22 protein-coding genes are annotated in these 26,712 nt (G+C 61.9%); 10 read left to right on the top strand and 12 right to left on the bottom strand.

Features of this window, described 5'->3' with window-relative positions; genetic code table 11:
* Positions 1–8: 8 nt before the first annotated feature.
* Positions 9–7,565, bottom strand: coding sequence for a type I polyketide synthase (locus DYZ14_RS08845; RefSeq protein WP_154720324.1), 7,557 nt, complete (start codon positions 7,563–7,565; stop codon positions 9–11).
* Between the two features lie 342 nt (positions 7,566–7,907).
* On the opposite strand from DYZ14_RS08845, the gene DYZ14_RS08840 reads away from it, so the two are divergent.
* From DYZ14_RS08840 to DYZ14_RS08825, 4 genes are all read left to right on the top strand, one after another.
* Positions 7,908–8,933: a hypothetical protein gene (locus DYZ14_RS08840; RefSeq protein WP_154720323.1), complete on the top strand. Its 1,026-nt coding sequence runs from the start codon at positions 7,908–7,910 to the stop codon at positions 8,931–8,933.
* A 204-nt stretch (positions 8,934–9,137) separates the two neighbouring features.
* Positions 9,138–9,908, top strand: a complete 771-nt coding sequence (locus tag DYZ14_RS08835) for an ABC transporter permease (RefSeq protein ID WP_154720322.1) — start codon at positions 9,138–9,140, stop codon at positions 9,906–9,908.
* Positions 9,905–10,564: an ABC transporter ATP-binding protein gene (locus DYZ14_RS08830; RefSeq protein ID WP_154720321.1), complete on the top strand. Its 660-nt coding sequence runs from the start codon at positions 9,905–9,907 to the stop codon at positions 10,562–10,564. The genes DYZ14_RS08835 and DYZ14_RS08830 overlap by 4 nt, the downstream gene beginning before the upstream one ends.
* A 4-nt stretch (positions 10,565–10,568) precedes the next feature.
* On the top strand, positions 10,569–11,867 hold the full coding sequence (locus tag DYZ14_RS08825) for an RkpR, polysaccharide export protein (RefSeq protein ID WP_154720320.1): 1,299 nt from the start codon (positions 10,569–10,571) through the stop codon (positions 11,865–11,867).
* Between the two features lie 99 nt (positions 11,868–11,966).
* Here DYZ14_RS08825 and DYZ14_RS08820 read toward each other — a convergent pair whose 3' ends face one another.
* From DYZ14_RS08820 to DYZ14_RS08805, 4 genes are all read right to left on the bottom strand, one after another.
* Positions 11,967–12,536 carry a CarD family transcriptional regulator gene (locus DYZ14_RS08820; RefSeq protein WP_115670410.1) on the bottom strand — a complete coding sequence of 190 codons (570 nt, stop codon included), beginning with the start codon at positions 12,534–12,536 and terminating at the stop codon, positions 11,967–11,969.
* A 388-nt stretch (positions 12,537–12,924) separates the two neighbouring features.
* On the bottom strand, positions 12,925–13,263 hold the full coding sequence (gene fdxA / locus DYZ14_RS08815) for a ferredoxin FdxA (RefSeq protein WP_115670411.1): 339 nt from the start codon (positions 13,261–13,263) through the stop codon (positions 12,925–12,927).
* Between the two features lie 190 nt (positions 13,264–13,453).
* A complete protein-coding gene (locus tag DYZ14_RS08810) occupies positions 13,454–13,867 on the bottom strand; it encodes an RNA-binding S4 domain-containing protein (RefSeq protein ID WP_154720319.1) in 414 nt (137 codons plus the stop codon).
* Position 13,868: 1 nt separating this feature from the next.
* Complete coding sequence (locus tag DYZ14_RS08805; protein WP_154720472.1) at positions 13,869–17,009, bottom strand: helicase-related protein; 3,141 nt, start codon at positions 17,007–17,009, stop codon at positions 13,869–13,871.
* Between the two features lie 363 nt (positions 17,010–17,372).
* Here DYZ14_RS08805 and DYZ14_RS08800 point away from each other — a divergent pair, with 363 nt between their 5' ends.
* The 3 genes from DYZ14_RS08800 to DYZ14_RS08790 are packed head-to-tail and all read left to right on the top strand — an operon-like array spanning position 17,373 to position 18,821.
* Positions 17,373–18,452, top strand: coding sequence for an alpha/beta fold hydrolase (locus DYZ14_RS08800; protein ID WP_154720318.1), 1,080 nt, complete (start codon positions 17,373–17,375; stop codon positions 18,450–18,452).
* Positions 18,382–18,537: a DUF3309 family protein gene (locus DYZ14_RS08795; protein ID WP_115670414.1), complete on the top strand. Its 156-nt coding sequence runs from the start codon at positions 18,382–18,384 to the stop codon at positions 18,535–18,537. The genes DYZ14_RS08800 and DYZ14_RS08795 overlap by 71 nt, the downstream gene beginning before the upstream one ends.
* Before the next feature lie 26 nt (positions 18,538–18,563).
* A complete protein-coding gene (locus tag DYZ14_RS08790; protein ID WP_181903999.1) occupies positions 18,564–18,821 on the top strand; it encodes a glycine zipper domain-containing protein in 258 nt (85 codons plus the stop codon).
* A 194-nt stretch (positions 18,822–19,015) separates the two neighbouring features.
* Here the strand turns inward: DYZ14_RS08790 and DYZ14_RS08785 are convergent, their stop codons facing one another.
* The 3 genes from DYZ14_RS08785 to DYZ14_RS08775 form a co-directional block, all read right to left on the bottom strand.
* Positions 19,016–19,408 (bottom strand): YunG family protein, encoded by a 393-nt coding sequence (locus tag DYZ14_RS08785; RefSeq protein WP_154720317.1) that lies wholly within the window; start codon positions 19,406–19,408, stop codon positions 19,016–19,018.
* Positions 19,409–19,458: 50 nt separating this feature from the next.
* Complete coding sequence (locus DYZ14_RS08780; RefSeq protein WP_154720316.1) at positions 19,459–20,184, bottom strand: beta-ketoacyl-ACP reductase; 726 nt, start codon at positions 20,182–20,184, stop codon at positions 19,459–19,461.
* Between the two features lie 129 nt (positions 20,185–20,313).
* On the bottom strand, positions 20,314–21,495 hold the full coding sequence (locus DYZ14_RS08775) for an acetyl-CoA C-acetyltransferase (RefSeq protein ID WP_154720315.1): 1,182 nt from the start codon (positions 21,493–21,495) through the stop codon (positions 20,314–20,316).
* A 228-nt stretch (positions 21,496–21,723) separates the two neighbouring features.
* Between DYZ14_RS08775 and phaR the strand changes: the two genes are divergently transcribed.
* Positions 21,724–22,299 (top strand): polyhydroxyalkanoate synthesis repressor PhaR, encoded by a 576-nt coding sequence (phaR, locus tag DYZ14_RS08770; protein ID WP_154720314.1) that lies wholly within the window; start codon positions 21,724–21,726, stop codon positions 22,297–22,299.
* An 83-nt stretch (positions 22,300–22,382) separates the two neighbouring features.
* On the opposite strand, the gene DYZ14_RS08765 is transcribed toward phaR, so the two are convergent.
* The 4 genes from DYZ14_RS08765 to mtgA form a co-directional block, all read right to left on the bottom strand.
* Positions 22,383–22,790: a hypothetical protein gene (locus DYZ14_RS08765; protein WP_154720313.1), complete on the bottom strand. Its 408-nt coding sequence runs from the start codon at positions 22,788–22,790 to the stop codon at positions 22,383–22,385.
* A 134-nt stretch (positions 22,791–22,924) separates the two neighbouring features.
* Positions 22,925–23,110: a 50S ribosomal protein L32 gene (gene rpmF / locus DYZ14_RS08760; RefSeq protein ID WP_154720312.1), complete on the bottom strand. Its 186-nt coding sequence runs from the start codon at positions 23,108–23,110 to the stop codon at positions 22,925–22,927.
* Between the two features lie 158 nt (positions 23,111–23,268).
* A complete protein-coding gene (locus DYZ14_RS08755; protein WP_154720311.1) occupies positions 23,269–23,916 on the bottom strand; it encodes a glutathione S-transferase family protein in 648 nt (215 codons plus the stop codon).
* A 77-nt stretch (positions 23,917–23,993) separates the two neighbouring features.
* Entirely contained in the window at positions 23,994–24,710 is a 717-nt protein-coding gene (gene mtgA, locus DYZ14_RS08750) for a monofunctional biosynthetic peptidoglycan transglycosylase (protein ID WP_232365488.1), read from the bottom strand.
* A gap of 171 nt (positions 24,711–24,881) precedes the next feature.
* On the opposite strand from mtgA, the gene DYZ14_RS08745 reads away from it, so the two are divergent.
* A complete protein-coding gene (locus DYZ14_RS08745) occupies positions 24,882–25,784 on the top strand; it encodes a polyprenyl synthetase family protein (protein WP_154720309.1) in 903 nt (300 codons plus the stop codon).
* 120 nt (positions 25,785–25,904) lie between these two features.
* On the top strand, positions 25,905–26,552 hold the full coding sequence (locus tag DYZ14_RS08740; RefSeq protein ID WP_154720308.1) for a LysE family translocator: 648 nt from the start codon (positions 25,905–25,907) through the stop codon (positions 26,550–26,552).
* Positions 26,553–26,712 lie beyond the last annotated feature (160 nt).

Genomic DNA, 26,712 nt, shown 5'->3' with positions numbered 1-26,712 from the left:
CAAGGCCCTTACTCCGAGGACTCGGAGTTGCCTTCCTGATCGGCTCCGCCGTGACGTCGGCTCAGTTCGTCGAGAATCCGCAGCTCGTCCGGCTTTTCGGCCGCCGTTTCGTCCGTATCGCTACGCGATCTCACCTTCTCGAAGAGACGCCGCGTGATGTCCCCAACCGTGGCATTGTCTGCCAGGCTGCTCAGCGGCATGTCGAAGCCGGTATTCTGTTCGAAATTCAGCCCGAGTTCAACGGCCATGAGGCTGTCGAGCCCGATTTCCTTGAGGACGCTGTCCTTGGAGATGCTTTCGCGTGACACTCTCAGGATATTGGCGATTTCCTGCGCGACCACATCAAAGAGGATATCCTGCGCCTCGACCTGCGTCTTGCCGTCGATCATTGCCGCAAGGTCGATCTCGCCCCCTTCCGCCCCGCTTGCATGATGCGAAGCGCGACGCATGACGACCTCGAACAGGTTTTCGCCGACCACCCGAAGATGATGGGCGGCACCCCAGTCGAATTCCGAGACCATGACCACGGCAGCCTCGATGCTGTCGGGCGCGGACGCGATATAGTCCTCGACGCACTGCAGCGCTTCACGCGAGCCGATCGCCGTCTTGCCAAGGCGGCGATCCAACCGCTGGCCAACCTCGGTGTTGCGGGCGAGATAGCCCGCGTCCGCAATCGCGCCGAAACCGACGGCGAGAGCCGGCAGTCCCGCGCAGCGCCGTGCACGCGCCAGGCCTTCGAGAAAGCCGTTCGCCGCCACGTAATTGGCCTGGCCCGGATTGCCGACCAGCGTCGTCACCGACGAGAACAAGATGAAATTGTCCAGGCTGTCGGCACGGGTCAGGCGGTCGAGGATCGCGGCACCCTTGGCCTTGACGTCGATGACCGGCCGGTTGCGCTCGCGATTGAGATTGCCGATCAGCGCATCGTCCAGGACCATGGCCGCATGGACGACGCTCTTTAGCGGAGCGACCTTGCGGATCGCTGCCAGCATCTTCTTGACGTCGGCTTCCTTCGTTACATCGCAAGCATAGAGATGCGCCTCGACGCCGGCTGCGCGCCAGCGTTCGATCGCCGCTGCCGTTTCGGCATCGGCAACGCCCCGGCGCGAGCAGAGCGCGACATGACGCGCCCCCTTCTCGACCAGCCATTCGGCGGCAACCAGACCGAAGCCGCCGATCCCGCCGACCACCAGATGAACGCCCTTCGGGTCGACCACCATCTTGCGCCTGGCTTGCGACGCGACCCGATCCACCCCGGACTTGGGCGGCAGGACGACGATCTTGCCGATATGGCCGGCATTCTGCATGAGACGGAAGGCATCGCCGATCTCGTCGTGATCGAATGCACGATAGGGCAGCGGCGAGAACACGCCCTCCTCGAAGAGCGCCCCGATCTCGCCCAGCATCCGCTTCGAGAGCTCGGGATGAAGCACGAGCAGCTGGTCGGCGTCGATGCCGAAATAGCTGACATTGCGGCGGAACGGGCGAAGCCCGATCTTGCTGTCGGCGTAGTAGTCCCGCTTGCCGAGTTCGAGGAAGCGGCCGAACGGCTTGACCAGCGACAGGCTCTGCTCCATCGCCTCGCCGAACAGCGAGTTCAGCACGAGGTCGACCCCTTCGCCTCCGGTGACCGACAGCACGTCGTTGACGAAGCTCAGCGAACGGGAATCGAAGATGTGGTCGGCGCCGAGCATCTCGACGAAGCGCCGCTTCTCCTGCGTGCCGGCGGTGGCGATGACCTTGAGACCGGCATGCTTGGCAACCTGCAACGCGGCGAGGCCGACACCGCCGGCAGCACCGTGGATCAGGATCGTTTCGCCCGGGCGTGCCCTAGCAAGCTCGATGATCGCATAATAGGCCGTCAGGAAAACGACCGGGATCGAGGCCGCAGCGACCGGATCGACGCCGGCTGGCAGCTTGGCGACACCGGCACGATCGACCGCCACATGGGTGGCGAAGGCCGCGGCAGCGATCGCCATTACCGGATCGCCGACGGAGAGGTCGCTGACATTCTTGCCGACGGCAACGATGCGGCCGGAAAATTCCATGCCGATCGAGGCGCCCGCGAAACCGTCTTCCAGCGCCTCTTCCGGCAGGAGGCCCATGGCCCACATGACGTCACGGAAGTTGAGGCCTGTTGCCGCGACCTGGACCAGAACCTCGTCCGGCCCGATCGCCGGCACATCACAGCTTTCCCAGCGGATACTCGAAACCTGCGACGGCGTCTGCTGACGGATGACGGCGGCATCGAAATTGGCCGTGAAGGCGTTCGTTTCCGGCATGGCGCCCGGAACGGCGCGCATCTCGAGCACGCTCCTGCCATCGAGGTCGACGCACCATTCGCGGTTGACGACGCCCGGCACGCAGATGGTTGCCACGTCGGCGAGCAAGTGGGCGAGATCACGACGGGCCGCGCCGCTGTCGATGCTCTGCACGTCGAGGAAGTCGAACTCGTTGCGCAGAACGCGCAGGAAAGTCCACAGTCCGGAATTGACCGGGTCGGCGGCCGGTCGATCGGCCACCGGCGCGCCGCCGGGTGCCGACACCAGAAGCCGGATAGGCGCCGGTTCCTTGGCGAGCGCTCCACGATAGTCGGCAAGCGCCAGGGCAAAGGCGCTCAGGATCAGCACATTGTCCTGCAGCACGGCAGAGCCGTCCACCGCCGGATCGACGGCGGGCGAGAGATGGATCACGTCCAGCGGGCCATCCGCATGGCGTTCGAAGCGTTCGATGAAGGCCTTCTTGTCGGCGGCAAGATCGCCGCTTGCGGCAAGGACCTCGAACGACGGGAAACCCTGGGCCACGGCCGCGGCGGACAGGGCATCCGTCGCAACGCGTCCGTCATGAACCAGAAGAACCGGATTCTGCGCCGTGCCGATGACTTCCGAGACCTCGGACGCAGCGGAGGCTGCGGCCTTCGTTTCGATGGTGAAGACCGGACCGCCGGTCATCTCGCGCAGGACGACATCCGCCTCGTCAAAGCCGATGCTCGAAAGGATCGCGCGCCAATCGCTGGCGGTCGCCAATGCACCGATCGGGAATTCCGCCGTCTGGCTGCGGGCAAACCAGCCGTCCGAGAGGCCCGAGACGAAGTCGTGGAACAAGGAAGGCGCCTCGACGGCGGCCAGCAAAGTTTGAGCCTCCGCCAGCACGGCCACGCTCTTCTCCGAGGCAAAATCCGTTTCGACCAGATCACGAAGCTTGCTGCTTGCGCTGAGCACGACATCGGCCGATGCAAGGCTCGGCAGTTGCTCGCGCGAAAGGACCTTCACATGGGCCTGATCTTCGAAAGCGAGTTCGAGACGATGGCGAAGCGCGCCATCCGGCTCGTAGATCACCAGCCGCGCCCCATGGTCCGCGGCGATATCTGCAATCCCCCGGCTGAGGCCCACCGAGGTGCTGCCGAGTTCGAGGATCTGCGGGCTTGCCTGTGATGGCCGCGTGGCAAACCAGGCGCGCAGGCCGTCCAGGAGGATGGCGATTCTCGACCGGGCCGCGACCGAATGGATTTCCTGGTGCTCGACGGTTGCTTCGCTGAGGAAGTGATCGCGCTTCGGCAAGGCTTCATCGGCAGCCCCCGCGCCCGCACTCCGGTCTGCGAGGCGATCGAGGACTTCGCGATGGACGTCGTTGATCAGGACCGCCTCGACGGCCCGATCCGGGCATTCCTTGTAGAGTTCGCCGAGAATCTCGGCGACGGGCGGCAGGGGACATTCCGGATCGATCATCCATTCCCCGTCCTGCAGTTCGATGAACCCGGCATCGGCCAGCAGGTGCAGGCCGTTGAACAGGAACGGCCGCAGCGCCGGATCGTCGGGAAGATCGGCCGAGGTGAGGCTCGCCTTGCCACTCGCAAGCGTGCTCGCCATGTCGTGCAGGGCCCGCATGATTGCCGCGTTGAACAGCAGCGTCTCGTTGTCGAGGCCGGTTTCCGGCAGATGCGCGAAGCAGGAATCCGCCGAGGCGGCGGCCGCGCCCGACGGCAAGGTCCGCCCCGCCACCGACGAAGACAGCGCCTCGTAGTGGAAGGAAAGTGCGCCCAGCGTCTTGCGCTGTTTCAGGTAGGTACGACGGAAGCGGCAGTCCTCGAAGGACGCAACGCGCTCGCCATCCGCATCGAACAGATGGAACTTGGCCTTGATCGAGGTCGGGCTCAGCCGGTCGATCTCGATCACCGCCCGGCGGATCGTCGCACCGGTTCGGTCGATGCGGATCTGGCCGAAGCGCACCGGAATATAGGGTGCGCCGCGATGATCGCCGCTGAAGCGGTCGAACAGGGCGACCAGGCCATGGAACACGGCGTCGACGGAAACCGGGTTGAGATTGTAACGCAGCATCGGATGCGCCGGCGTCGCGGGTTCGGCAAGCGACACCTCGATCAGGCGATCGCCGCGGCAGATGGTCTGCTGCATGAGTTGGAAGTGCGGCCCGTAGTCGAGACCGAAATTGGCGGCAATGCCATAGGCTTTCTTCGCATCGATCTCGGCGGTCACGTCGATCTGCGGCAAGGCGGGGGCCGGACGTACCTCGGACGCGGAGAGCTTGCGCACCCGGGCGACCGCGTGGATCGTCCAGTCGTCTTCGCTCAACCGCTCGCGCGATCGGATCTCCAGATCGCCTGTCTCGGGCGAAATCAGCGTCGAAAGCTCGATCAGGCGGCTTTCGCTGAGTTCGAGCGGGCGAACGATTTCGAGATTGGTGATCTCGACGCGCGACTGGCCCAACAGCTGGCTGGCCGCCGAGACGGCAATCTCGATGAAACCGCTGCCCGGCAGAATAGAGCGACCGTCGACGACGTGCTCGGCCAAGTCCGGGAAGAGATGGGCATCGATATGGTTTTTCCAGGTCGCGCCGTTCGGATCGATGCGCCAGCCGACGAGCGTGTAGCCGACTTCGCTGTCGCGGCCGTAGATGTCGGCGCGATCGCTGGTGCGGTCGGGCTGGAGGTCGATCCTCTCAAAGGGAAGTTCGGGCAGGGAAACGAAAGCATTGCGCTTGCCGAATACCTTGGCCCCGTCGACTGCCGCACCGCAGGCGACGGCGCGCGCCATGGCCTGAAGGATCGGATCGCTGTCCAGATGCCCGTCATCGCGCGACAGCGTGCCGACGTAATTGATCGAGGCCGAACGCTGCTTGGCGATATCGGAGAGATAGCCGCCGAGGATGGCGCGCGGCGTCACCTCGATGAAGACGTTGCAGCCGAGTGCCATCGCCTCTTCGGCAGCCTGCTGGAACTTCACCGGCTGGCGCACATTGCGCCACCAGTATTCCGGCGTCAGGGCCTCGCCGGTGATGGCAGTGCCCGTGACGGTCGAGATGAACGCCGTGTCGCCGCGACGCGGCGCGATCGGTGGCATGTCGGCCAGGAAGGCATCCCGCGACCGGTCGATCAGCGGGTGATGGAAGGGATAGTTGATGTCGAGCGGCTGGACCGCCACCCTGCGCTTGCGGGCACGCTCGCGCAGCAGTTTGATGTTCTCGTAGGAGCCGGAGATTGTAACCGAATTGGGCGCGTTGATTGCCGCGACTTCGAGGCCCTCGAGTTCAAGCGAGCGGATCAGTTCCACGGCTGCCTGCTCGCCGAGTTTCACGGCGGCCATGGTGCCCTCGCCGGCCAGCACGTCCTGGTGCAGCGAGCGCTTGGCGATGACGGTCACGGCATCCTCGAGCGACAGCGCCCCGGCCGCATAGGCGGCCGCGACTTCGCCGACCGAATGACCGAAGCTCGCCGTCGGGCGAAGACCCATCTCGACCATGGCGTCCGTCAGGGCAGCCTGGATGGCGAAGAGCAGCGGTTGTGCGAGCTTGGTGTCGCTGAGCTTGCTCTCGAGCTCGGGATCGCTCAGCGATGCCTTGAGGTCGATAGGAGATTGGCGCGAGAAAAGCTCTGAAATCCGCTCGAAGGCCTTCCGGAAGGACGCATTGTGCCTCAGCGCTTCAAGGCCCATGCCGGCCCACTGCGCGCCGTTGCCGGAGAACACAAGTGCGACCTTCGGGTCGCGTGACAGCGCTTCGCCGGTCTCGGCGAGCGATTCGGCGCCGGAGAGATGCGCGTCGATCGCTTCGATCGCCTCGGCGGGGTCCGCCGTCACGACGAAGCGGTGACGCAGCGCCGAACGGTTGGCGCTCGCGGCCGCGACGATGGCGGCGGCCTCCTCTTCGCTTTCAGCCTGATCGAGACGATCGCGATAGGCGCCAAGCAGCGTCTTGAGGCTCTCGGCCGTGTGGGCGCTCAGCATCAGAAGGCGTGGCGAGGCTTCGGTCGCCTGCTTCGATGCGGAGGTCGTTGCGGCCTTCCGAGGGTCGGCGATCACGACATGCGCGTTGGCACCGCCGAAGCCGAAGGAGTTGATGCCGGCGAGGCGCGGCCGTTCGCTTTTGGCCAGCGCCACCGGCTTGTCCGCGACACGCACGTTGAGGCCCTGGAAATCGATGTCTTCGTTCGGCGTGTCGAAATGCAGCGACGCCGGCAGATAGTCGTGCTCCAGCGCGAGCATCGCCTTGATCACGCCCAGCAAGCCGGAAGCTGGTTCCGTGTGCCCGATATTCGTCTTGATCGAACCGATCCAGACCGGCTCTTCCCGGCGCATGCCGATCACCTGGCCGAGCGACCAGACCTCGGCCGGGTCACCGACCTTGGTCCCGGTGCCATGCCCTTCGACGAAGGCGACGTCGCGGGGATCGATGTCGTCAGAATAGATCGACATCAGCAGTTCCGCCTGCGCCTCGCGCGACGGCAGCGAAATGCCGTTGGTCCGGCCGGCGGCGTTGATGCCCGATGCGACGATCGTAGCGCGACTGCGGTCACCTTCGCGGACGACGCGTTCGGAGGAGCGGAGAACGAGCACGGCGCCGCCTTCGGCGCGCACATAGCCGATCCCGTCATTGTCGTAGGCCTTGCAGAGCCCGTCGGGCGACAGCATGCGGGCCTGAGCGAAGCCGACGAAGGGCAGCGGATGGACGAGCATGTTGACGCCGCCGACGATGGCGGTGTCGACCTGGCCGGAATTGATGGCGCGCACGGCATGGTCGAGAGCGACGAGCGAGGACGAACAGGCGGTATCGACCGTCAGGCTCGGACCCTTGAGTCCGAAAACGTGGGAAATGCGGTTGGAGACGATCGACAGCGTATTGCCGGTCATGAAGTAGGGACCGGGGGCTGCCGGATCCTCGACCGACAGATTGGCATGGTCGAGGCTGGATGCGCCGACATACACCGCCACGCGTTCGTCCTGCAGACTGGCAACCGGCAGATTGGCATCCTCGAGTGCCCGCCAGGTCAACTCCAGCAGGAGCCGCTGCTGCGGATCCATGAAGGTTGCTTCGCGACGCGAAATGCCGAACAGGGCCGGGTCGAAGGCATGGATATCCTCGAGTACGCCGGCAGCATCGGTATAGTATTTGCCCGCAACGCCCATCTGCGGATGCCAGAACCGCGCACGGTCCCAGCGATCGCCTGGAATACTCGTGACCGCACAAACACCCGCCCGCATCATCTCGAACAGCGCTTCAGGCGATCCGGCCCCAGGTGCGGCGCATGCGCGCCCGATTACTTCTACTGTCATATACTTCAATCGCAGAGTTTCATTGGTTTAGGGCACGACAACCTCGGCGCTTCAACAAGCATCCCGCATCCCCCTTAGCCAAGCGGCGGTACAGCGTCAATTGCATCACAGCTTTATCGCATGGCGAAGGCACGCTCGACGGTCTGTACCGTAGAAATCCCCCGGATATCGCATAGCCCCCGATATCGCATAGCCAACGAGCACGGTATCACTATTGGAACGCGGGCAAATGCGCAAATGCGGTCGTAGACGCCCGACAATGGTTGAGTTATGAAGAGCTAAACAGATCAGAGACCCGTCGTAAAAATGCGAATAGCCATTATCGGAACATCAAATTCAGTCATGACCCACGGATGGGCGAACGCGCTCAGGAAAATCGTCCCTGAACATTGGGAAATTGAGAATTTTTCGCTTGGAGCAAGTCCTTCGCTCTACGGAAGTTTTATAATTCCAAGAGAAAATGTTGCGGAGAATTTTGATTTCGCCCTTCTGGACTTTACGGTAAACGATCAACAGTTTCTCGACATAAGCAATCTGTCTCGCGATTATTTGGCCGCGTCTTATGCGGGTTTACTTCGGCATTTCGCGACAGAAGACGCCCGGTGCACACCGATTTGCCTGTTCCTACCTCAAAAGGCTTTCGCGCTGGAAGGGAAAGCCACTGACGCTTACTCCATATGCACGGGGATCTGCGAACACTACGACATCGAGTATATTGATGCGTTCGCAATGGTACAGAGGCTCGTCCAGACCGGCATTGGCGTGGACGAGATTTTCGCGGATTGGGGTCACCTGACACCCGAATACCAGATCGTCATGGCCGAGAAAGTTCTTGAGTTCTTGTGCAATGCCATCCGAAAGAAGCCTCGCCGTGAGATTTTGGTCGAGGCGCCCATCATTACTGCAGTACCAAGAAGTGATATCGAGTATTTCAACGGCGAGGTGCGGACAATTGGCACATCGTTCGCAAAACACGAAGTTACGACCTTGAGAGAGGGTGGCGGCGGAATTATAAATAGTTCGCCCTTTCTCTTGGCTATTGTGCACTGGATCGACGAAGCTTCTGGCCCCGTCTGCTTCAAAGGCAGCGACACAAAAGTTTCGAAGGCACTCCGCAAGGAATGGAAACGGCTCTTCGCCTTAACGCATTTCCGCAAGCCTGTTCGCAGCGAGGGCTCAATTCCGTTTGAGTTCGGCGAGAAGCAAGGCTATTTGCTCGAGCGCGGTTTCGGCTTGGCGAAGACGACCCAAATCGCGGGCGATGTGGCTGACATTGTGGGATTCTTGAAATCCGATGTCGACCCGCTTGCCCGCGGCCGCATGCTGCTGGAGGCTCTCGCCGCCGCAAGAGAACCGGCGCTTGTCTAGGTTCGATCTTTGGTCCTGCCGAAGCAGGCCTGGTTATAGATCGCGAACTCGGCGGCACAAAGAAGACTTGCGAGAAGCCTCGAAGTGCAGCAATACGCTCGGCGAGCCCTATTTTGCCACAAAGGCATGATGGATAGTCCACCCGTATGAGACACGTGGTCTCGCAAGCGACCTAGGTCGAGCGTTTCGGGATCTGCAGGAGCAATCGTGTATATAAAGACACATCTCAGGATCGTTGCTGCACTGTTGATGCGCGAGATGTCTGCACGATTCGGAAACAAGCCCGGTGGCTATATATGGGCACTCCTCGACCCCGCTGCTCACGTCATGCTGATGACCGTAATTTTCAGCGCGATCGCGCACGCACCGCCGCTGGGGTCCAGTTTCCCACTGTTCTTCGCCACCGGCTATATCGGCTTTCAATTCTATCTGGCGACTCTTAGTCAAGTGAGTGGCGCGTTGAAGGCCAACAAATCGTTGCTGAGCTACCCGAATGTGGCGCCGATCGATACGGTGGTCGCCCGCTATATTCTTCAGATGGGCACCACGATCCTGGTCGGCGTGATCGTATTTTCCGTCATCGGCGGCACGCTTCACACCCCCCTCCGGCCCGCATGGGGATTCATCATCGAAGCTGCGCTGCTGGGAAGTCTCCTCGCGCTGGGAGCCAGCTTGGTCAATACGGTGCTGTTCTTGAAATACCCGCTTTACGAGAGCGTGTTTCATATCGTCAGCCGCCCGCTCTTCCTGTTGTCGGGGGTTGTGTTTCTCCCCGAGGCTTTGCCGAACCCCTTTAGGGAGATCATTCTGCTGAATCCGGTCATCCATGTGGTGACACTCTTCCGGCGAGGCTTTTATCCGGAATATCGCGCCACGAGTTTCAGTCCGGAATATCTCTATAGCTGGGTGTTTTGTGCATTGTTTGCCGGTATGATTCTGTTCACGTTTTCCACCAGGACGCTACGTAACGAATGATCAGGTTAGAGCAGGCTTCCAAATTTGTGTATGCACGCGGCACCAGAAAACCGATTCTTGACGGCGTTTCCCTGGTCCTCAAGCGCGGTCGCAGCGTCGGACTGCTTGGCCGAAACGGCGCCGGGAAGTCGACCCTTCTGCGCCTCTTCGCCGGCACGATCCGACTCGATGCCGGCCGAATTGTCCGCGAGGGGAACATATCTTGGCCTCTCGGCTTCCAGGGGAGCTTCCAGGGCAACCTGACTGGCGAGCAGAATGTGCGTTTCGTGGCACGGATTTACGGTGTCGATTCCGACAAACTGATAGACTATGTCGCCGAATTCGCCGAGCTTGGCGCGTTCTTCCGATCGCCAGTGGCGACCTATTCATCCGGCATGAAGGCACGTCTGGCGTTCGGCTTGAGTATGGGTGTGAGTTTCGACTATTATCTGGTCGATGAAATTACTGCGGTGGGCGATGCCAATTTCAAAAAGAAATGCAGTGAGGTATTCCAAACCCGCCTCGTCGATTCCGATGTTGTCATGGTATCGCACAGCACGGCAACGATCCGGGAATATTGCGACTGCGGTATCGTGCTTGAAAAAGGCAAACTGACTTATTTCGATGACGTTGAGGATGCGATCCGCGCCCACGACAAGAACATGAAGGATAGCTGACACCATGGCAAATCCCGAGAACGCGGCCGGCGCCAAGATCACGCCGCCGAAACTGGATGCCGCGGCAGCCAAGCCGAAACAGCATCCGAATGTGCGGATACTTGAAGGCCTGCTGGACGAGAGCAAGAAAAAGGCGCGCGCAGTCCGATCGAAGCGAAACATGTCGGTCCTGAAGATCCGACACCTCGTCATCATCGCTGGCTTCACAGCCCTGGTCGCCATTCCCACCACACTGGCGTCGCTCTATCTCGCCTTCGTCGCCCAGGACCAGTACCATAGTTCCTCCTCCTTCGCCGTCCGAAGCATAAGCTCGGCCATCGGCGCGTCGGACATCATGGGAATGTTCACGCAAACCACGGCGACCAGCACGGTGGCCGATTCCTACATCCTGATCGACTATCTGCTCAGCGAGCGGATGCTTGAAGACGTCGATTCCCGGTTCGACCTGGATACCGTTTATGCGCCTCGCGGCGCCGACTATTTCTTCGGTCTGGCGGCCGGTCTACCGGTCGAAGACAAGCTTAACTATTGGCGCAAGATGGTCACCGTGAATTTCGACCATTCGTCCGGCATCCTCCAGCTTCAGGTCAAGGCTTTCACACCGCAGCAGGCCCAGGAGATTGCAGGGTACATCCTGGCCAAATCCGAGCAGCTGATCAACGAACTGTCGGACAAGGCGCACGAAGAATCCCTGAAGCTCGCCCGGCAGGAAATCAGCATCGCCGAACAGCGTCTAACGGATGCCCGCATGGCATTACGGGAGTTCCGCGACGTTTCGCAGGACGTCGACCCCGTCGAGGGCGCGAAGCTCGCGGTTAAACTCGTAGCCGGCATGGAGCAGGAACTCGCGAAGCTCAATGCGGACCTGGAGGTCGCCCGCTCGCAGATGGCGGAGGATACACCGCGCATTCGCGTGATCAAGAGCCAGATTTCCGCGCTGGCGTCGCGCATTGAAGCGGAGAAACAGCGCCTCGGCAGCGGCACGACGGATGCCAAGACTGCACGGACCACGCAGGATCTGGTCGGGTCTGACGTGTCCGGGCGCCTGCAGCTCTACGAGAAGCTCGAACTCGAACGCGAATTCGGCGAACGCACCTATGCCGCGGCTCTTGCCTCACTGGAAAAGGCCCGCATGGATGCGACTGGCAAGCAGCGTTATCTGGCAGTCTTCATCGAGCCGACACTGTCGCAGATGGCCCAGTACCCGCAGCGCCTCCTCTATGCGCTTATGGTCTTTCTGGCCGGGATGTTCGCCTGGGGCATGGCGACGCTCGTCTACTACAATATCCGCGACCGCGCCTGAGCCGGTCGATCCCTTTCTCGCTGTCCAAACGAAAAAGCCTCCGGTCATCGACCGGAGGCTTTTAACGTAAAGAAGGTTGTTATTTCGCCGAGAGAAGCCTTAAGCGGCCTCCTCCTGCGCATCATCCTCTTCAACGCCCTTGCCGCGCTTTGGGCCCTTGGCGAGATTGACCTCAACCAGGCGAACGGCCTCGGTCTCGGACATCTTGTTGACGGCGGCGATCTCACGCGCCATTCGGTCGAGGGCCGCTTCATAGAGCTGGCGCTCGGAATAGGACTGCTCGGGCTGGTTCTCGGCGCGGAAGAGATCACGAACCACTTCGGCGATCGAGATCAGGTCGCCGGAATTGATCTTCGCGTCATATTCCTGGGCACGGCGCGACCACATGGTACGCTTGACGCGCGCCTTGCCCTGAACGACCTTCAGGGCACGCTCGACGAAATCACTTTCGGAAAGCTTGCGCATGCCGATGCTCACGGCCTTGCCGACCGGAACCTTGAGGCGCATCTTGTCCTTCTCGAAGTCGATCACGAAAAGCTCGAGCTTCATGCCGGCCACTTCTTGCTCTTCGATGGCGGTGATGATACCGACACCATGTGCCGGATAGACGATCGATTCGCCGGTCTTGAAGCCTTGGCGCGTCGAAGATTTTTTCTGCTGGGTCGTCATTCGTTTCAAAAACTCCCTGTTATGCTCCCGGCGATCAGGCCGGTGCCGGGTCGGTCAGGCCCGGATGAGACGGGGGAAACCGTCGGGTCACTTCATCCTGGTCCAGCCCGCCACGCAAAACACCCCAATCGTCGCAACAGCAATGCGATCGCACAGATCGCTAATGCCACGGTAACCGCGTTGGACGATGGGTTTGCTTTCGTGATGGTTCAGGGCACACCAATGCCGCGAAGTGGAACAGTTCTATCTTGCTACCACAAAAATATGAGGAAATCAATATTTTACTGCCGCACTGCCACAACGCGACCGATCCCGACCGGTAACGGGCGCTTCGCGTCACCCTATCCGGCCCAGCTCGTCCCTGCCACGCGACACGGTCGATCGGGGATCAATCCCCGCTACCGGGCTTCGTCGAAAAGAACTTCTCGAACTTTCCGGGCACGCCGTCCATCTCCTTGGCCTCGGGCAAAGGATCCCGCCTGACGGTGATATTCGGCCAGATCTTGGCATAGTCCGTATTGATCTGTAGCCACTTGTCGAGACCCGGTTCCGTATCCGGCTTGATCGCCTCGGCCGGACATTCCGGCTCGCACACACCACAATCGATACACTCGTCGGGATGGATGACGAGGAAATTCTCACCTTCGTAGAAACAGTCGACCGGGCAGACCTCGACGCAATCGGTATACTTGCAGCGGATACAATTGTCAGTGACTATATAAGTCATGCGGCACTCCAGGGTCTCGTTTCTGCGCGGACGAAATTCGGCTCCAGCTCATTTCCCATCCATCGCGGCACGGGCCAAACGACTGACGGACCGCGTTGGATTCTGCTGAACAGGGATGTGAGCTACTGTGTTATCCGGGCTATAGCAAGGATAAACAGTTCTGAAAATAGTCCCGGCCGCGCACAGTTTTCTAATCGTCTGACCAAGGTTCGCCAGGTTGCAGCCGATCGATCGCCCGCCTCTCCTTCTTGGTCGGGCGCCCTGACCCAGGCAGGCGCGCGGCCTGCTCGAGCGGCCCCAGCTTGTCTTCTTCGCTCGGCGGTGGCGTGATGTCCTCATAGAGCAGACGGGCCTGCTCGAATGGCCCACGGCGTTCCCCCGGCTTTGCCACCAGAAGCACGATGTCACGCTTTTGCAGCGCAACCTCGATGCGATCGCCCGGTCCGATCAAGTGGCTGGATTGACGGACGATTTGTCCATTGATCCTGACATGGCCACCCGACACACGCTCCTGCGCGAGCGAGCGCGATTTCGTAACGCGGGCGAAGAACAGCCACTTGTCGATGCGCTGGCGCGAACCGCTCGGTGGCTGTTTGTCGACCATGTTACTTCTTCATCTGCTCCTTGAGCGCGGCAAGCTTGGCAAAGGGTGAATCCGGATCGATCGGCTTTTCCTTGCGCGGCGGCTTTGCCTCGAAACGGGCGGACTGCGCCTTTGCGTCGCGGTCCGGCCGGCTGTTGGGCCGATCCTTGCGCTCGCCGCGATCCTGGCGCTCCGAACGATCCCCCTTGGGGCCGGAGCCGCCACGGCCGCCGTCCCTGTCGCGGCCCCTGCCGCCCTCGCCGTCACGGCGCCGCTCGTCCCGCTTGCCTTCGCCCTGCCCCTCGGCGGGCGCACGGTTGGGGCCCCGATTGCCCTGGCGTTGACGATCGCCCGCCGGGCGCGCGCCGCGCTGGTTGTCGGCACGGCCGCCCGGACGCCACAACAGCACAGGCTTCGGTTCGGCAGCGACGGTCTCTTCCGTCGCGGGCTCGCCGGAGACTGCAGCTTCGTCCACGGGAGCAACGGCGGCTTCGGCCGGAGCTGTTCCCTCCTCGCCAACCGGCTGCGCGACGCCGGGTACTTCGCCAGTGTCACTTTCCGCCGAGGCGGCGTCTTCGTCAGCGGCTTCAGCCACACCGTTCTCGCCGGAGACTTCGCCGGCTTCTGCGGTCTTTTCCTCTGCAGGCGCCGAAGAACCCGCCTGGGCGGCAAGAAACGCCTCGGCTTCCTCGGCGGTTACGCTGTCGGCGCGATAGCCGAGACCCTTGAGGATCTCTTCCATGTCGTCCGGCGTGGCGCCGAGAATGGACAGCATCGCCGTCGTCGTGGTGAAACGGCGTCCGTCATAGGCACCATCCGGGCGTTGCGGCGAGCCCGGCTTCCACTGTAGGAGCGGGCGGATAAGGTCGGCGAGACGCTCGAGAATGTCGATGCGCACGGCGCGCTTTCCGAGGAAGCGGAAGCCGGCCAGCTTGTAGAACATGCGCTCGAAGCCCGGATCGGTGACCACCGAGGTACGGCCGGCAGCGAGCACCGGAATGAGATCGCCATAGCCCGGCTTGTCGAGGCCGTCGTTCTTCAGTGCCCAAAGAAGGGTGATCAGCTCGGCCGGAGCCGGCTTCAAGAGCGCCGGCATGAAGATGTGATAGGCACCGAAGCGCACGCCATAGCGGCGCATCGAAGCGCGCGCATCCTGGTCGAGCGACTTGACGTCGTCCGAGACGTCACGGCGAAACAGCACGCCAAGATTCTCGACCAGCTGATAGGCAAGACCCTTGGCAAGACCTTGCAGGTCCTCGGCGCGGGAGAGATCATCGAGCGGCTTGAGGATCGTCGAGATGTGATGATTGACGAAGCGCTCGATGCGAGCCACCACGTGGTCGCGGGCGGCACCGGTCAGTTGTTCGTCGGCCAGCAGGATCACGCGGGGATGCAGCATATGGTCCGCGCCGACAAGCTTGGCCACCGGATCGCCGAGCCAACGCACCAGACCATCCGCGCTGATCGCCAGATCGCTGTTGCCGGCAGCATGCAGACGTGCGGCCCGGGCTTCGAATTCGAGCCCAAGCGCACGATGCGCGGCGGCCTCGACAGCCTTCGCGTCAGACCCTTCCATGCCCGATATCGGCGTGAACCGGAAACCGGCGAGTTGTCCCATATGATGTCCTTCCACGAAGACATCGCCGTTTACACTGATTTCAGCTTCCAACATCGCATTCTCTCTCAAGCGCTTCATGAGCACAGATGTCCTGCGATCAACAAACCGTTTCGTCAACCGTTCATGTAGCGCATCAGACAATCGGTCTTCGATTTCCCGCGTCTTTTCTTGCCAGTGTGTCGGATCGGCAAGCCAACCCGGCCGGTTCGATACATAAGTCCATGTGCGGATTTGGGCAATCCGTGCGGACAAAGTATCGATTTCGCCGTCGGTCCGGTCCGCCCGGCGCACCTGTTCGGCCATGAAGTCCTCGTTGACCGCCCCATGGCGCACGAGGTCGAAGAACAGGCTTTGGATCAGGTCGGCATGCTGGGCAGGCGTGATGCGCCGATAATCGGGCAATGCACAGGCTTCCCACAACCTCTCGACACGCGCCGGTGTATCGGCGAGGTCTCTCACCTCCGGATAGCGCGCCAGAAATTCCAGGGCCTGCTGGTCGATGGCAGGCAAGGCCTTGGTCAATCCGTCCACCCTCGGACCCGCCTCGAGGCTACGCAGCAAAGCCGGGATCGAGGAGAAATCGAACCGGGCGGTGCGCCATTGCAGCACTTTCACGCTATCGAATTCATGGCCTTGCAGTCTCTCGACCATCTCTTCTTCGAACGGATCCACGCGGCCCGTCACGCCGAAGGTGCCGTCCTTCAGATGACGGCCGGCACGGCCGGCAATCTGGCCGAGTTCTCCGGGATTGAGATTGCGGAACTGATAGCCGTCGAACTTGCGATCCTGGGCGAAGGCGACGTGGTCGACATCCAGGTTGAGACCCATGCCGATCGCATCGGTCGCCACCAGGTATTCGACATCACCCTCCTGGTAGAGAGCGACCTGCGCATTGCGCGTACGCGGGCTGAGTGCACCTAAAACCACGGCCGCGCCGCCGCGCTGGCGGCGGATCAGCTCGGCGATCGCATAGACCTCGTCGGCCGAGAAGGCGACAATCGCTGTGCGCTGCGGCAGTCGGGTGATCTTCTTCTGGCCGGCATAGAAAAGCTGCGAAAGCCGGGGCCGCTCGACAACGGTGATGCCGGGCAGCAGTTGCAGGAGAATGGGCTTCATCGTCGCCGAGCCGAGCAGCAGCGTCTCGTCTCGTCCGCGCAGATGAAGCAATCGGTCGGTGAAGATGTGGCCGCGCTCGAGATCGCCCGCCAGTTGGATCTCGTCGATTGCCACGAACGACGCCTTCGTCTCGCGCGGCATGGCCTCCACCGTGCAGACGGAAAAGCGCGCGCCGGGTGGCGCGATCTTCTCTTCGCCGGTGACCAGTGCGACCTGCGATGCGCCGACCCGGTCGACCAGCCGGCCATAGACCTCGCGCGCCAACAGGCGCAGCGGAAGGCCGATGATGCCCGAGCCATGCGCCACCATCCGATCGATGGCGAAATGGGTCTTCCCCGTATTGGTCGGCCCCAGCACGGCAGTGACGCCGCGGCCGCTCAGGATCATGGGTTGCGAATTCAAGGACGGCTCCGCGCTGCAAGGGATCATCGACACCGCATTGCGGCGTTCGGCGAGCTTGCCACACATGGCGACGATTGACGGCAAAGGCAAGACGCACCTGACGGGAGACCCCGATTCCCGCACCTCACCGAACGGAAATGCGGGATACGATACCTGCAATCGGGGTGAATATCTGCCCAGGGAACAGGGTGGGAACGAATCGGCGACGAATCGCTGACTCGTGCCGATTCAGCATTTGTTCACGCCTAGATCTCGACGGCCATTCGCCAGGCGGCACCAAATGCTGAATCGGATCAATTGCTTGCCGCGCAGGTCAGCATCGGTCCGATCGCAACCGTGCCGGAACTCTTTGGCCGGGTTGGGCGTTACCGGGTCCGAGGTTGAACAAACATGACACTCCTTCCACCGCCTGCCGAATGGATCAGCAAAAAGCCCGGCCAGAATTTCGTGCTGCTGCATGGAATGGCGATGGCCCCTGCGTTCTGGACCGTCTTTGCACCCGAGGTAACCCGCCGCGGACGCACCGTGGCCTATCCGCTCCCCGGACATCATCCCTGGTCGCTGCCCGAACCGGGAACGCCGATCACCGCCGACGAGGTGGTCGAAGCCATGGCCCAGGCGATCGGCCGGGATTTTGCCAGTGAGCCGGTCACACTGATCGGTCACTCGACCGGCGGCTTCCTGTCGCTCTTGCTCGCCGCGCGACGCCCGGATCTGGTGCGATCCGTGATCCTGCTCGGTGGCTTTGCCTGCGGACGCTTCGAAGGCAAGGAGCGGTTCGCCGCGCGCATGCTGCGTGTGCCGCGCGTCGGCCCTTATGTCTTTCGCCATTTCTTCAAGCGCTGGATCTCGACCCGCGAACAGTTCCGCTGGGGCTCGATCGAGTGCGTCTATGACAAATCCTGCCCCTGGGAGGACGATCGGGCGGCAGACGCGATGGAAATGGTCCGCAGCCATCTGCTGCGAACCCGCCCTGAGGACGTCGCGGCGTGCGTGCATTTCATGTCGAGCACGTCGATCCTCGGGGATCTGCCGAAAATGACACTGCCGGTGCTCAACCTTGTCGGCGTCCACGACGGCATCGTCCCTCCAGCGCACCAATTGCGGTTGTCGAAACTGCTGCCGCGGGCGCAAACGGTCCTGTTCGGCGATTGTGGCCACCTGGTCATGGTCGAGCAGAAACGGCAGATGGACAAGGTGATCGCCGGCTTCGTCGACCCTCACTCGTCCGTTGCCAGGGCACTTCGCGGCCGATGGGCGGAGCGCTTCGCCCCGCTGTTCGATGACACACCAACGGGCGCTTCATCAATTCGATTACCCGGCCTGGAACAATTTCTTTCGGGCGACGTTGAGGGCACACGACTACCGAGTTTCGCATTCCCAGTTGGAGAGGGCATCCATGTTGAGCACAATTCTAATCGTCATCGTCATCCTGCTGTTGATCGGCGCACTCCCCAATTGGGGCTATAGCCGCAACTGGGGCTATGGACCGTCCGGTGGACTTGGCCTCGTTGTGCTTATCCTTGTCATCCTGCTGCTCATGGGCCGGATCTGAGCGACACCCCAACCGAAAAGGAAATGATGATGAAAAAGACCCTTATTGCCCTGGCGCTGATCGCACCTCTCGCCTCCTGCACCGCGACTGAACGAGGCGCCGGCGTCGGCGCCGCAACCGGTGCCGTGATCGGTGGCGTGGCCACCAACTCGGTTGGCGGCGCAGCCGTCGGCGCGGTCGTTGGCGGCGCCGCCGGTGCCCTGATCGGCCAGTCCCAGGAACGCTCCGGCTATTGCGTCTATCGCGATCGCTACGGCCGCACCTACGAAGCACGCTGCCGCTAAGCGGCGACGCTTCGACAGAAAGCCGCCGGCTCCCCCACCGGCGGCTTTTTGCTGCTTACCCGCGCGCCCTCTTTAACACTTCGATCAAAGACGGAACGAATCAGCGACGAATCGGTGACGCGCCGGCCTTCCCGGTTTGTTCACGACAAGATATTGTGGAATAACAGAGTGTTAACCATAGAAAACGGTGGATATTAAGTCTCTTCCGCCTCGCGGAAGGATCCAGCGTTAACGATCGACCCCAGTCTTAGGCGCAAAAGGCAATACTGTTCGAGACTTGTATCCGCCAAGGCTTCGGCGCGGCTGGAGAGAGCGTCGTCAAACGTGACGGAGTGATCGAACTGACTGATCGTCAGGTCGAGACGCGCGCTGCCGATGCGATTGTAGAAATGCGTGCCGCCCGGCACCTGCGTCTTGAGAATCTCCCCGCCGAACAAATCCTGCACGACCAGAGACGTCACGCTGCACTGGCCCTTCGCGGGGTTCTCCGGCGTCCACTTACTCGACGTGCCGGACGACCAGGCATCCTTTAACGCCACAGCGAGGTCCTGCAGATTTGGGCAGAACGGCAGCACCAGGACCTCCATGGCAATGCGGCCCCTGTTGGCGGGGCCGCTGCAGAATGCGGAAGGCGGCCTCAGACGAAGAACTGGCCGCCATTGGCCGAGATCGTCGACCCAGTGATGAAACCGGCATCGTCGGAGGCAAGGAACACCACGATCCGGGCGATTTCTTCCGGCTCGCCGAGACGTCCGACCGGAATCTGCGGAATGATCCGCTCGTTCAGCACCTTTTCCGGAATGGCGCGCACCATTTCCGTGCCGATATAACCGGGGCAGATCGCATTCACCGTGATCCCCTTGGCCGCACCTTCCTGAGCGAGCGCCTTGGTGATGCCGAGATCGCCGGCCTTGGCCGCCGAGTAGTTAGCCTGCCCCATCTGCCCCTTCTGACCGTTGATCGACGAGATGGTGATGACGCGGCCGAAATTGCGGTCACGCATGCCGGACCAGACCGGATGGGTCATGTTGAACACGCCGGTGAGGTTGGTGTTGATCACCTCGTTCCATTGGTCGGGCGTCATCTTGTGGAACATGGCATCGCGCGTGATGCCGGCATTGTTGACGAGGATCTCGACCGGTCCCAGTTCGGCCTCGACCTTGGCGATCCCCTCGGCGCAAGCCTGATAGTTCGAAACGTCCCACTTGAAGGCGCGGATCCCCGTTTCGGCTTCGAAGGCCTTGGCCTTCTCGTCATTGCCGGCATAATTCGCCGCCACCTTATAGCCGGCGGCCTTGAGCGCGATCGAAATCGCCGCGCCGATGCCCCGGGTTCCGCCCGTCACCAATGCTGTTCTGCTCATGTCCTGATCTCCCCTCACAGAATAAAATCCAGCGTCCACCGACTCTTCTTGTGAAGCCGTTGTTAGGACAGTTTCATGTCAAGCAGATGGAAGCCCGCGCGGCGACGGCCGCGTCGGTGCGACCTTGGTTCAGAGTGCCTCGAGGCACATGGCAATCCCCATGCCACCGCCGATGCACAGCGTGGCAAGGCCCTTCTTGGCGCCACGGCGCTTCATTTCGAACACCAGCGTATTGAGAACGCGGGCGCCGGATGCGCCGATCGGATGACCGATGGCGATCGCGCCACCATTGACGTTGACGATCGAGGTATCCCAGCCGAGGTCCTTGTTGACCGCGCAGGCCTGGGCGGCGAAAGCTTCGTTGGCCTCGACGAGATCGAGATCGGAAATCTTCCAGCCGGCCTTCTGCAAGGCCTTGCGCGACGCCGGGATCGGGCCGGTCCCCATGATCTGCGGATCGACGCCGGCCGTCGCCCAGGAGGCGATGCGCACCAGCGGGGTGATGCCGCGGCGCTGCGCCTCGGCCTCGCTCATCAGGAGCGCGGCCGCTGCACCATCATTGATGCCCGAGGCGTTGCCGGCGGTGACCGTGCCTTCCTTGTCGAAAGCCGGGCGGAGCTTGGTCATGCTGTCTAGCGTCGCGCCGATGCGGATATATTCATCGGCATCGACGGTCACATCGCCCTTGCGGCCCGGAACCACGACCGGAACAATCTCGTCCTTGAAGCGGCCGGCGACCTGCGCAGCCTCTGCCTTGTTCTGCGAGGCGAGAGCAAACGCATCCTGCTCGTCGCGCGTCAGCTGGAACTGGCGGGCGACGTTTTCGGCGGTCGTGCCCATATGGTAGCCGTAGAAGGCGTCGGTCAGACCATCCTTGATCATCGTGTCGACCATCTTCATGTCGCCCATCTTGGTACCGGCGCGCAGATGGGCGCAATGCGGTGCCATCGACATGGATTCCTGGCCGCCGGCGATGATGATCGTCGCATCGCCGGCAGAAATCTGCTGCATCCCAAGCGCTACGGCGCGAAGTCCCGATCCGCAGAGCTGGTTCATGCCCCAGGCGGTTGCTTCCTGCGGAATGCCGGCCTTCATCGCGGCCTGACGGGCAGGGTTTTGGCCCTGGCCGGCGGACAGAACCTGGCCGAGAATGACTTCGTCCACTTCCTTGGCGTCGACGCCGGCGCGCTCCAGCACCGCCTTGATGGCCGTGGCGCCCAGGTCGTGCGCTGCGACATTGGCAAAGGCGCCATTGAACGAGCCGACCGGTGTGCGCGCTGCGCTCGCAATAACGATGGATGAACTGCTCATGGACGCCTCCTCGGGTGACTGCTTCTTTGAACTTGAAACTGGCAAAGCTTTGGGCCGGAGTCAAACAGGAAGAACGCCGGTCGTTTCGTTCATTAGTTGCACCCTCTTGGCTTTCATCAATTGCGAGTACCGCATCGCACAAAGAGATTGTCACCGCCCTCGATTTGCGCTTACACTTGTCACGGGAAGAGCAAAAATCCACAAAAACAACGGGGTTAGGAGACGAATATGGCCAAAGCCGACGGCGAGATCGTCATAAAGAAATATGCCAATCGACGCCTCTACAACACGGGCACCAGCACCTATGTGACGCTGGAAGACCTGGCCAAGATGGTCAAGAAGGGCGAGGAGTTCACCGTCCAGGACGCAAAGTCCGGCGAGGACATCACCCATTCAGTCCTGACCCAGATCATTTTCGAGCAGGAGTCGAAGACCGGCAACACGCTTCTGCCGATCTCCTTCCTGCGCCAGCTCATCAGCTATTACGGCGACCAGATGCAGATGGTCGTGCCGAGCTTCCTCGAGCATTCGATGAAGGCCTTCACCGAGCAGCAGGTTCAGATGCGCGAGCAGATGACAAAGGCCTTCGGCGAGACGCCGCTGACCAAGAATCTGCAGGCGCCGATTCAGCTGATGGAAGAACAGGTCAAGCGCAACACCGAAATGTTCCACCAGGCGATGCAGATGTTCTCGCCCTTCCTCGGCGCCCAGCAACCGAAGGAGACCAAGAAGGCCGAGGCAAAGGACATCGACGAGCTCAAGGAACAGCTGCGCACGCTGCAGAACAAGCTCGACAATCTCTGAACGCCATCAAAGAAAGATGCCAATCAACCGTCGCGGGCAGGAGGAAACTCCTGCCCTTCTTGCATCCTGAAAGGTAAATCCGGCTACAGGCCGATCGAAACATCCCGGCCTGCCGAGCGGATCGACACCGCGAAGCCGCCGACGACATCAATGAAGGCGATGGTCATCAGGATGAAGAATGTCTGGGTCGCTGCCCCGCGCACCAGCAGGAATTCGACCAGGAAGGCAATGAAGACCAGCATGGACAGCATGTGGTTGATCAGCGAGCCGGAGCCGTTGATCGTCGCCTTCAGGATCTCGAAGAACAGAATGGCGAGCGACAGCAGGATGAGCACGTCGCTGACGGAAAGAGCCCAGACCGCGCCGGACAACATGGCAAACGACAGCAATTGCTGGTCGAGCACTTCGACCCCGCCGGAACCGAATAGACCGAGCATTGCCAGATTGTAGAGCGCCAGCGGCAGGATCATCAACGGAATGGCGGAAAACATGGCGGCCCTCGGTCAGCAGCAGGTGAAGCGCCAGCGAAACAGGCGTCTGACCCGCGGATTTAACCGCCAGAACCCCTAAAAAGTAAAGGCCGGCACAAGGCCGACCTTAAAAAAGTCATCCGAATATTCGGAAATTATGCGCCTTCCTTGGGCGTCAGGACCTGACGGCCACGGTACATACCGGTCTTCAGATCGATATGGTGCGGACGGCGAAGTTCGCCGGAGTTCTTGTCTTCGACGTAGGACGAAGCCTTCAGCGCGTCTGCAGAGCGGCGCATACCGCGCTTGGACGGGCTTGTTTTTCTTTTCGGTACAGCCATTTTAGTTACTCCACATGACGGGCAAAACAGGATCCCGCGGCCGGATGAGCCGAACAGCACCTGTCTCGATCTCGGAATTTGGCGCGCTTATACATGTCCCGCAGGGCTTTGACCAGTCCCCGGCTCAATTTTTTCAGGACGCCTGGGCGACGACGCGCTCAGGCCTCGTCCTCCGGGACGATCCAGGTCTCGGCAAGCGCCGCGTCACGCCAGCCGATCCAGGCGGGATGGTTCTCCATCGCCTGCATGTAATCGAGCGTGTCGGCCTGGCGGACCAGATCATAAACCCGGAAGCGGTTGACCACAGGGGCATACATTGCGTCGGCGGCGGAGAAGGCACCGAAAAGGAACGGACCGCCGGAGCGGCGGCGCATGTCCCGCCAGATCGTTTCGATGCGCGCCACGTCTTCCGCGACACCTTCGGGCAGGTCGATCGCCCGGACCTCGCGGCGCAGGTTCATCGGGCAGGCACCGCGCAGTGCCCGGAAACCCGAAAGCATCTCCATGGAGATCGACCGGGCCATGGCCCGGTCCCCGCTATCGGTCGGCCAGAGGCCGGCATCGGGAAAGGTCTCGGCCGCATATTCGATGATCGAAAGCGATTCCCAGACCCGCAGGCTCCCGTGGTGCAGGACCGGCACGCGGCCGGTCGGGGAGATTTCCTTGAACTTTGGATTTCCGGCATCGAAATCGAACGGGATCAGCCGTTCCTCGAAGGGAATGCCGCAGCCCGTCAGCGCCATCCACGGACGGAACGACCAGGAGGAATAGTTCTTGTTGCCGATATAGAGAATGAAAGGGTCCATCTGCGTCCTCCCGATTGGCACCATGTCATGCGAGAGTAAGCTGGGGCGTGCCGCAGCACCAACCAAAGTTTTGCAACTCAATCATAAAGGCATGTGATGTAAGCGCCGGAGCGCTTGGCCCGACGATCGACCACCGCGGCCAGCCGTTTCATGCCCTTGCCCGGCTTGCCCGCCACCCGCTCGATCGGATTGGGAAGGGAAACGGCGAGCAGCGCCGCCTGGTTCGGCGTCAGCTTGGCCGCGGACGTCTTGAAGTGATAGCGTGCCGCCGCCTCGATGCCGTAGATCCCCGGCCCCCATTCGGCAATGTTGAGATAGATTTCCATGGTCCGCCTCTTCGGCCAGACGATATCGGCGAAGATGGCGAGCGGCAGTTCCAGACCCTTGCGGATCATCGATCGGCTGTTCCACAGGTACAGGTTCTTGACCGTCTGCATTGGGATCGTGCTCGCACCGCGGGTCGCCTCACCCGCCAGCGCATCATCCACGACGCCCTTCATCTGCTCCCAATCGACACCTGCATGGGCGCAGAACTGGCCGTCTTCCGACATCATCACCGCCCGCACGAGATGGGGCGAGATTTCCTCGAATTCCACCCATTGCCGGTCATAGCCCTTGAAGGTCGCAAGATCTGCCAGCATCAGCGTCGAAACGGGATGAATGAACTCGCCTCGGTAAAGCAGGATCAACGCATAGGGCAGAACCAGAAGGGCGAGAACGACGAGAACGATCCTTCGCGCCAGGCCGGCAAACCTGCGCGGCGCCCGCTCCGTGCCCTCGTCTTCATCCCCGATATCGCTGTTTTCCGCCAAGAAGGATCTGCCTGGTGTCTACGAGTGATCGTTTCTCTTAGCGAGCCTCCTCACCGATAGCCAGACCGCTTGCGACGAAGTGCGGCTTTTCCCGACCAGATTCCCGTTGCCAGTCTCCCGGCCCCATGCCACATAGCCGCGACGGAGGCCCCGATGACCCCATTCGAAGCAAAGCTCACTGCCACGGCCAAGCGGACCGAGGAACTGCTGGACGAACTCCTCTCGGCCGATACGCTGCCACAGGAAACGGCTCGTCCGACCCACCTCATCGAAGCCATGCATTATGGGGCGCTCAACGGCGGAAAGCGGCTTCGTCCGTTTCTGGTGGTGGAAAGCGCGGCTATGTTCGACGGCGACCGGGAGGCGGCGTTTCGTATCGGCGCAGCGCTCGAATGCCTGCACAGCTATTCGCTGGTTCACGACGACCTGCCCGCCATGGATGACGACAAGCTTCGCCGCGGCAAGCCGACCGTGCATATCGCCTTCGACGAGGCCACCGCCATCCTCGCCGGCGATGCGCTGCTGACCTACGCCTTCGATATCATTGCAGCTCCCGAAACGGCCCTTGGCGATCGCGCCAGGATCGAGCTCGTGCTGGCGCTCGCCCGCGCCGCCGGTGTCGGGGGCATGGCGGGCGGCCAGGCGCTGGATCTTGCCGCCGAGAAGCGCTCACCCGACGAACAGGGCATCATCACCCTGCAGGCGATGAAGACCGGCGCCTTGATCCGCTTCGCATGCGAGGCGGGCGCCATCATCGCCGGCGCGCCTAAGGAGGACCGCATGCGCCTGCGCCGCTTCGGAGAGATCGTCGGGCGCGCCTTCCAGCTGGCCGACGACCTGCTGGACCTCACCTCGGATGCCGCGACCCTCGGCAAGGCGGCCGGCAAGGACGCCGCCCGCGGCAAGGGGACACTGGTGGCATTGAAAGGCCAGGCCTGGGCGGAGGCTGAGCTCGACAGGCTGGTCGAGGAAGCAACCGGCCTCATCGCCGTCTATGGCGATCGTGCCGCCACGCTGATCGACACGGCCCGCTTCGTTGCCAATCGGAAGAGCTGATCGCGGGCGGCAATCGCCCCACCCATCAATCTCTGAACCCTTCCCATCAAATCATCTGACATGCACCCAAGCGTCCGGCGCGCTATGCTGCGCCTTTCGCATCGGGGAGAACTGCGCGCCATGAGTGAAATTGCCCAGCATCTGCCACAGGTCGTTGCCGCTTACCTCGTCTACCTCTTCGCGGTCATGAGTCCGGGCCCTGCCGTCATGGCGATCGTTTCGACCTCGATCGCCGAGGGCCGCCGCTCCGGGCTTGCCATGGCGGCCGGTGTCTTCGCCGGATCGTTTACCTGGGCAATGGCCGCCTCGATCGGCCTTGCGACCGTTCTCACGCACTATGCGGGCGTGCTGCATGCCGTGAAGATCGCCGGCGGGCTCTATCTGCTCTATCTCGCCTACAAGGCGCTGCGTTCCGCCAGCCGCCCCGACTCCGCACGACATTTGGCAGCGGCCGAGGCCGCCCCGGCCAGAAGCCTGAGGCGGACCTTCCTCCTCGGCTACGCCATCCACCTGACCAACCCGAAGGCGATATTCGCCTGGGTGGCGATCATTTCGCTGGGCCTTCCGGACGGTGCTTCGGCACAGGCGGTGGCCCTGGTTGTCGGCGGCTGCCTGCTGACGGGCCTGACCGTCTTCACCAGCTATGCCGTCTTGTTCTCCACCGGGCCGGCATTCCGCGCCTATCGCGCCGCCCGGCGCGGTATCGATGCCACGATGGGCGTGATGTTTGCCGCCGCCGGCATCAAGCTGCTCACCACCCGATTCTAGATCAGCTGCCGCTGCCGACCGCGTTTGTCTGGTGAAAGGGCGGGCCATGAGTGATGATGGCCCGCCCTTCGATGTCATGAAGGCCCTGCATTTTCGTCAGGACAAAGTGCGAAGTGGGGCGGCACCGCCGCACAGGATCGACGGCCTCGAAGCCGCAGAT

This window comes from Ciceribacter sp. T2.26MG-112.2, from assembly GCF_900492205.1.
In the GTDB taxonomy this organism is placed as follows: Bacteria; Pseudomonadota; Alphaproteobacteria; order Rhizobiales; family Rhizobiaceae; genus Allorhizobium; species Allorhizobium naphthalenivorans_A.
Note: the sequence above shows the minus strand (reverse complement) of the source record. Positions and strands in the feature narration are given on the sequence as shown.

Bases quoted from the DNA above. Each gene is read 5' to 3' on its own strand.
- DYZ14_RS08830 (WP_154720321.1), top strand. From the start codon at position 9,905: ATGATCAGGTTAGAGCAGGCTTCCAAATTTGTGTATGCACGCGGCACC.
- DYZ14_RS08800 (WP_154720318.1), top strand. From the start codon at position 17,373: ATGACACTCCTTCCACCGCCTGCCGAATGGATCAGCAAAAAGCCCGGC.
- DYZ14_RS08745 (WP_154720309.1), top strand. From the start codon at position 24,882: ATGACCCCATTCGAAGCAAAGCTCACTGCCACGGCCAAGCGGACCGAG.
- DYZ14_RS08780 (WP_154720316.1), bottom strand. From the start codon at position 20,184: ATGAGCAGAACAGCATTGGTGACGGGCGGAACCCGGGGCATCGGCGCG.
- DYZ14_RS08820 (WP_115670410.1), bottom strand. From the start codon at position 12,536: ATGACGACCCAGCAGAAAAAATCTTCGACGCGCCAAGGCTTCAAGACC.
- DYZ14_RS08765 (WP_154720313.1), bottom strand. From the start codon at position 22,790: ATGTTTTCCGCCATTCCGTTGATGATCCTGCCGCTGGCGCTCTACAAT.
- DYZ14_RS08785 (WP_154720317.1), bottom strand. From the start codon at position 19,408: ATGGAGGTCCTGGTGCTGCCGTTCTGCCCAAATCTGCAGGACCTCGCT.
- DYZ14_RS08840 (WP_154720323.1), top strand. From the start codon at position 7,908: ATGACCCACGGATGGGCGAACGCGCTCAGGAAAATCGTCCCTGAACAT.
- DYZ14_RS08825 (WP_154720320.1), top strand. From the start codon at position 10,569: ATGGCAAATCCCGAGAACGCGGCCGGCGCCAAGATCACGCCGCCGAAA.
- fdxA (WP_115670411.1), bottom strand. From the start codon at position 13,263: ATGACTTATATAGTCACTGACAATTGTATCCGCTGCAAGTATACCGAT.
- DYZ14_RS08755 (WP_154720311.1), bottom strand. From the start codon at position 23,916: ATGGACCCTTTCATTCTCTATATCGGCAACAAGAACTATTCCTCCTGG.
- DYZ14_RS08790 (WP_181903999.1), top strand. From the start codon at position 18,564: ATGATGAAAAAGACCCTTATTGCCCTGGCGCTGATCGCACCTCTCGCC.
- phaR (WP_154720314.1), top strand. From the start codon at position 21,724: ATGGCCAAAGCCGACGGCGAGATCGTCATAAAGAAATATGCCAATCGA.
- DYZ14_RS08845 (WP_154720324.1), bottom strand. From the start codon at position 7,565: ATGACAGTAGAAGTAATCGGGCGCGCATGCGCCGCACCTGGGGCCGGA.
- DYZ14_RS08775 (WP_154720315.1), bottom strand. From the start codon at position 21,495: ATGAGCAGTTCATCCATCGTTATTGCGAGCGCAGCGCGCACACCGGTC.
- DYZ14_RS08810 (WP_154720319.1), bottom strand. From the start codon at position 13,867: ATGGTCGACAAACAGCCACCGAGCGGTTCGCGCCAGCGCATCGACAAG.
- DYZ14_RS08805 (WP_154720472.1), bottom strand. From the start codon at position 17,009: ATGATCCCTTGCAGCGCGGAGCCGTCCTTGAATTCGCAACCCATGATC.
- DYZ14_RS08740 (WP_154720308.1), top strand. From the start codon at position 25,905: ATGAGTGAAATTGCCCAGCATCTGCCACAGGTCGTTGCCGCTTACCTC.
- rpmF (WP_154720312.1), bottom strand. From the start codon at position 23,110: ATGGCTGTACCGAAAAGAAAAACAAGCCCGTCCAAGCGCGGTATGCGC.
- DYZ14_RS08795 (WP_115670414.1), top strand. From the start codon at position 18,382: ATGTTGAGCACAATTCTAATCGTCATCGTCATCCTGCTGTTGATCGGC.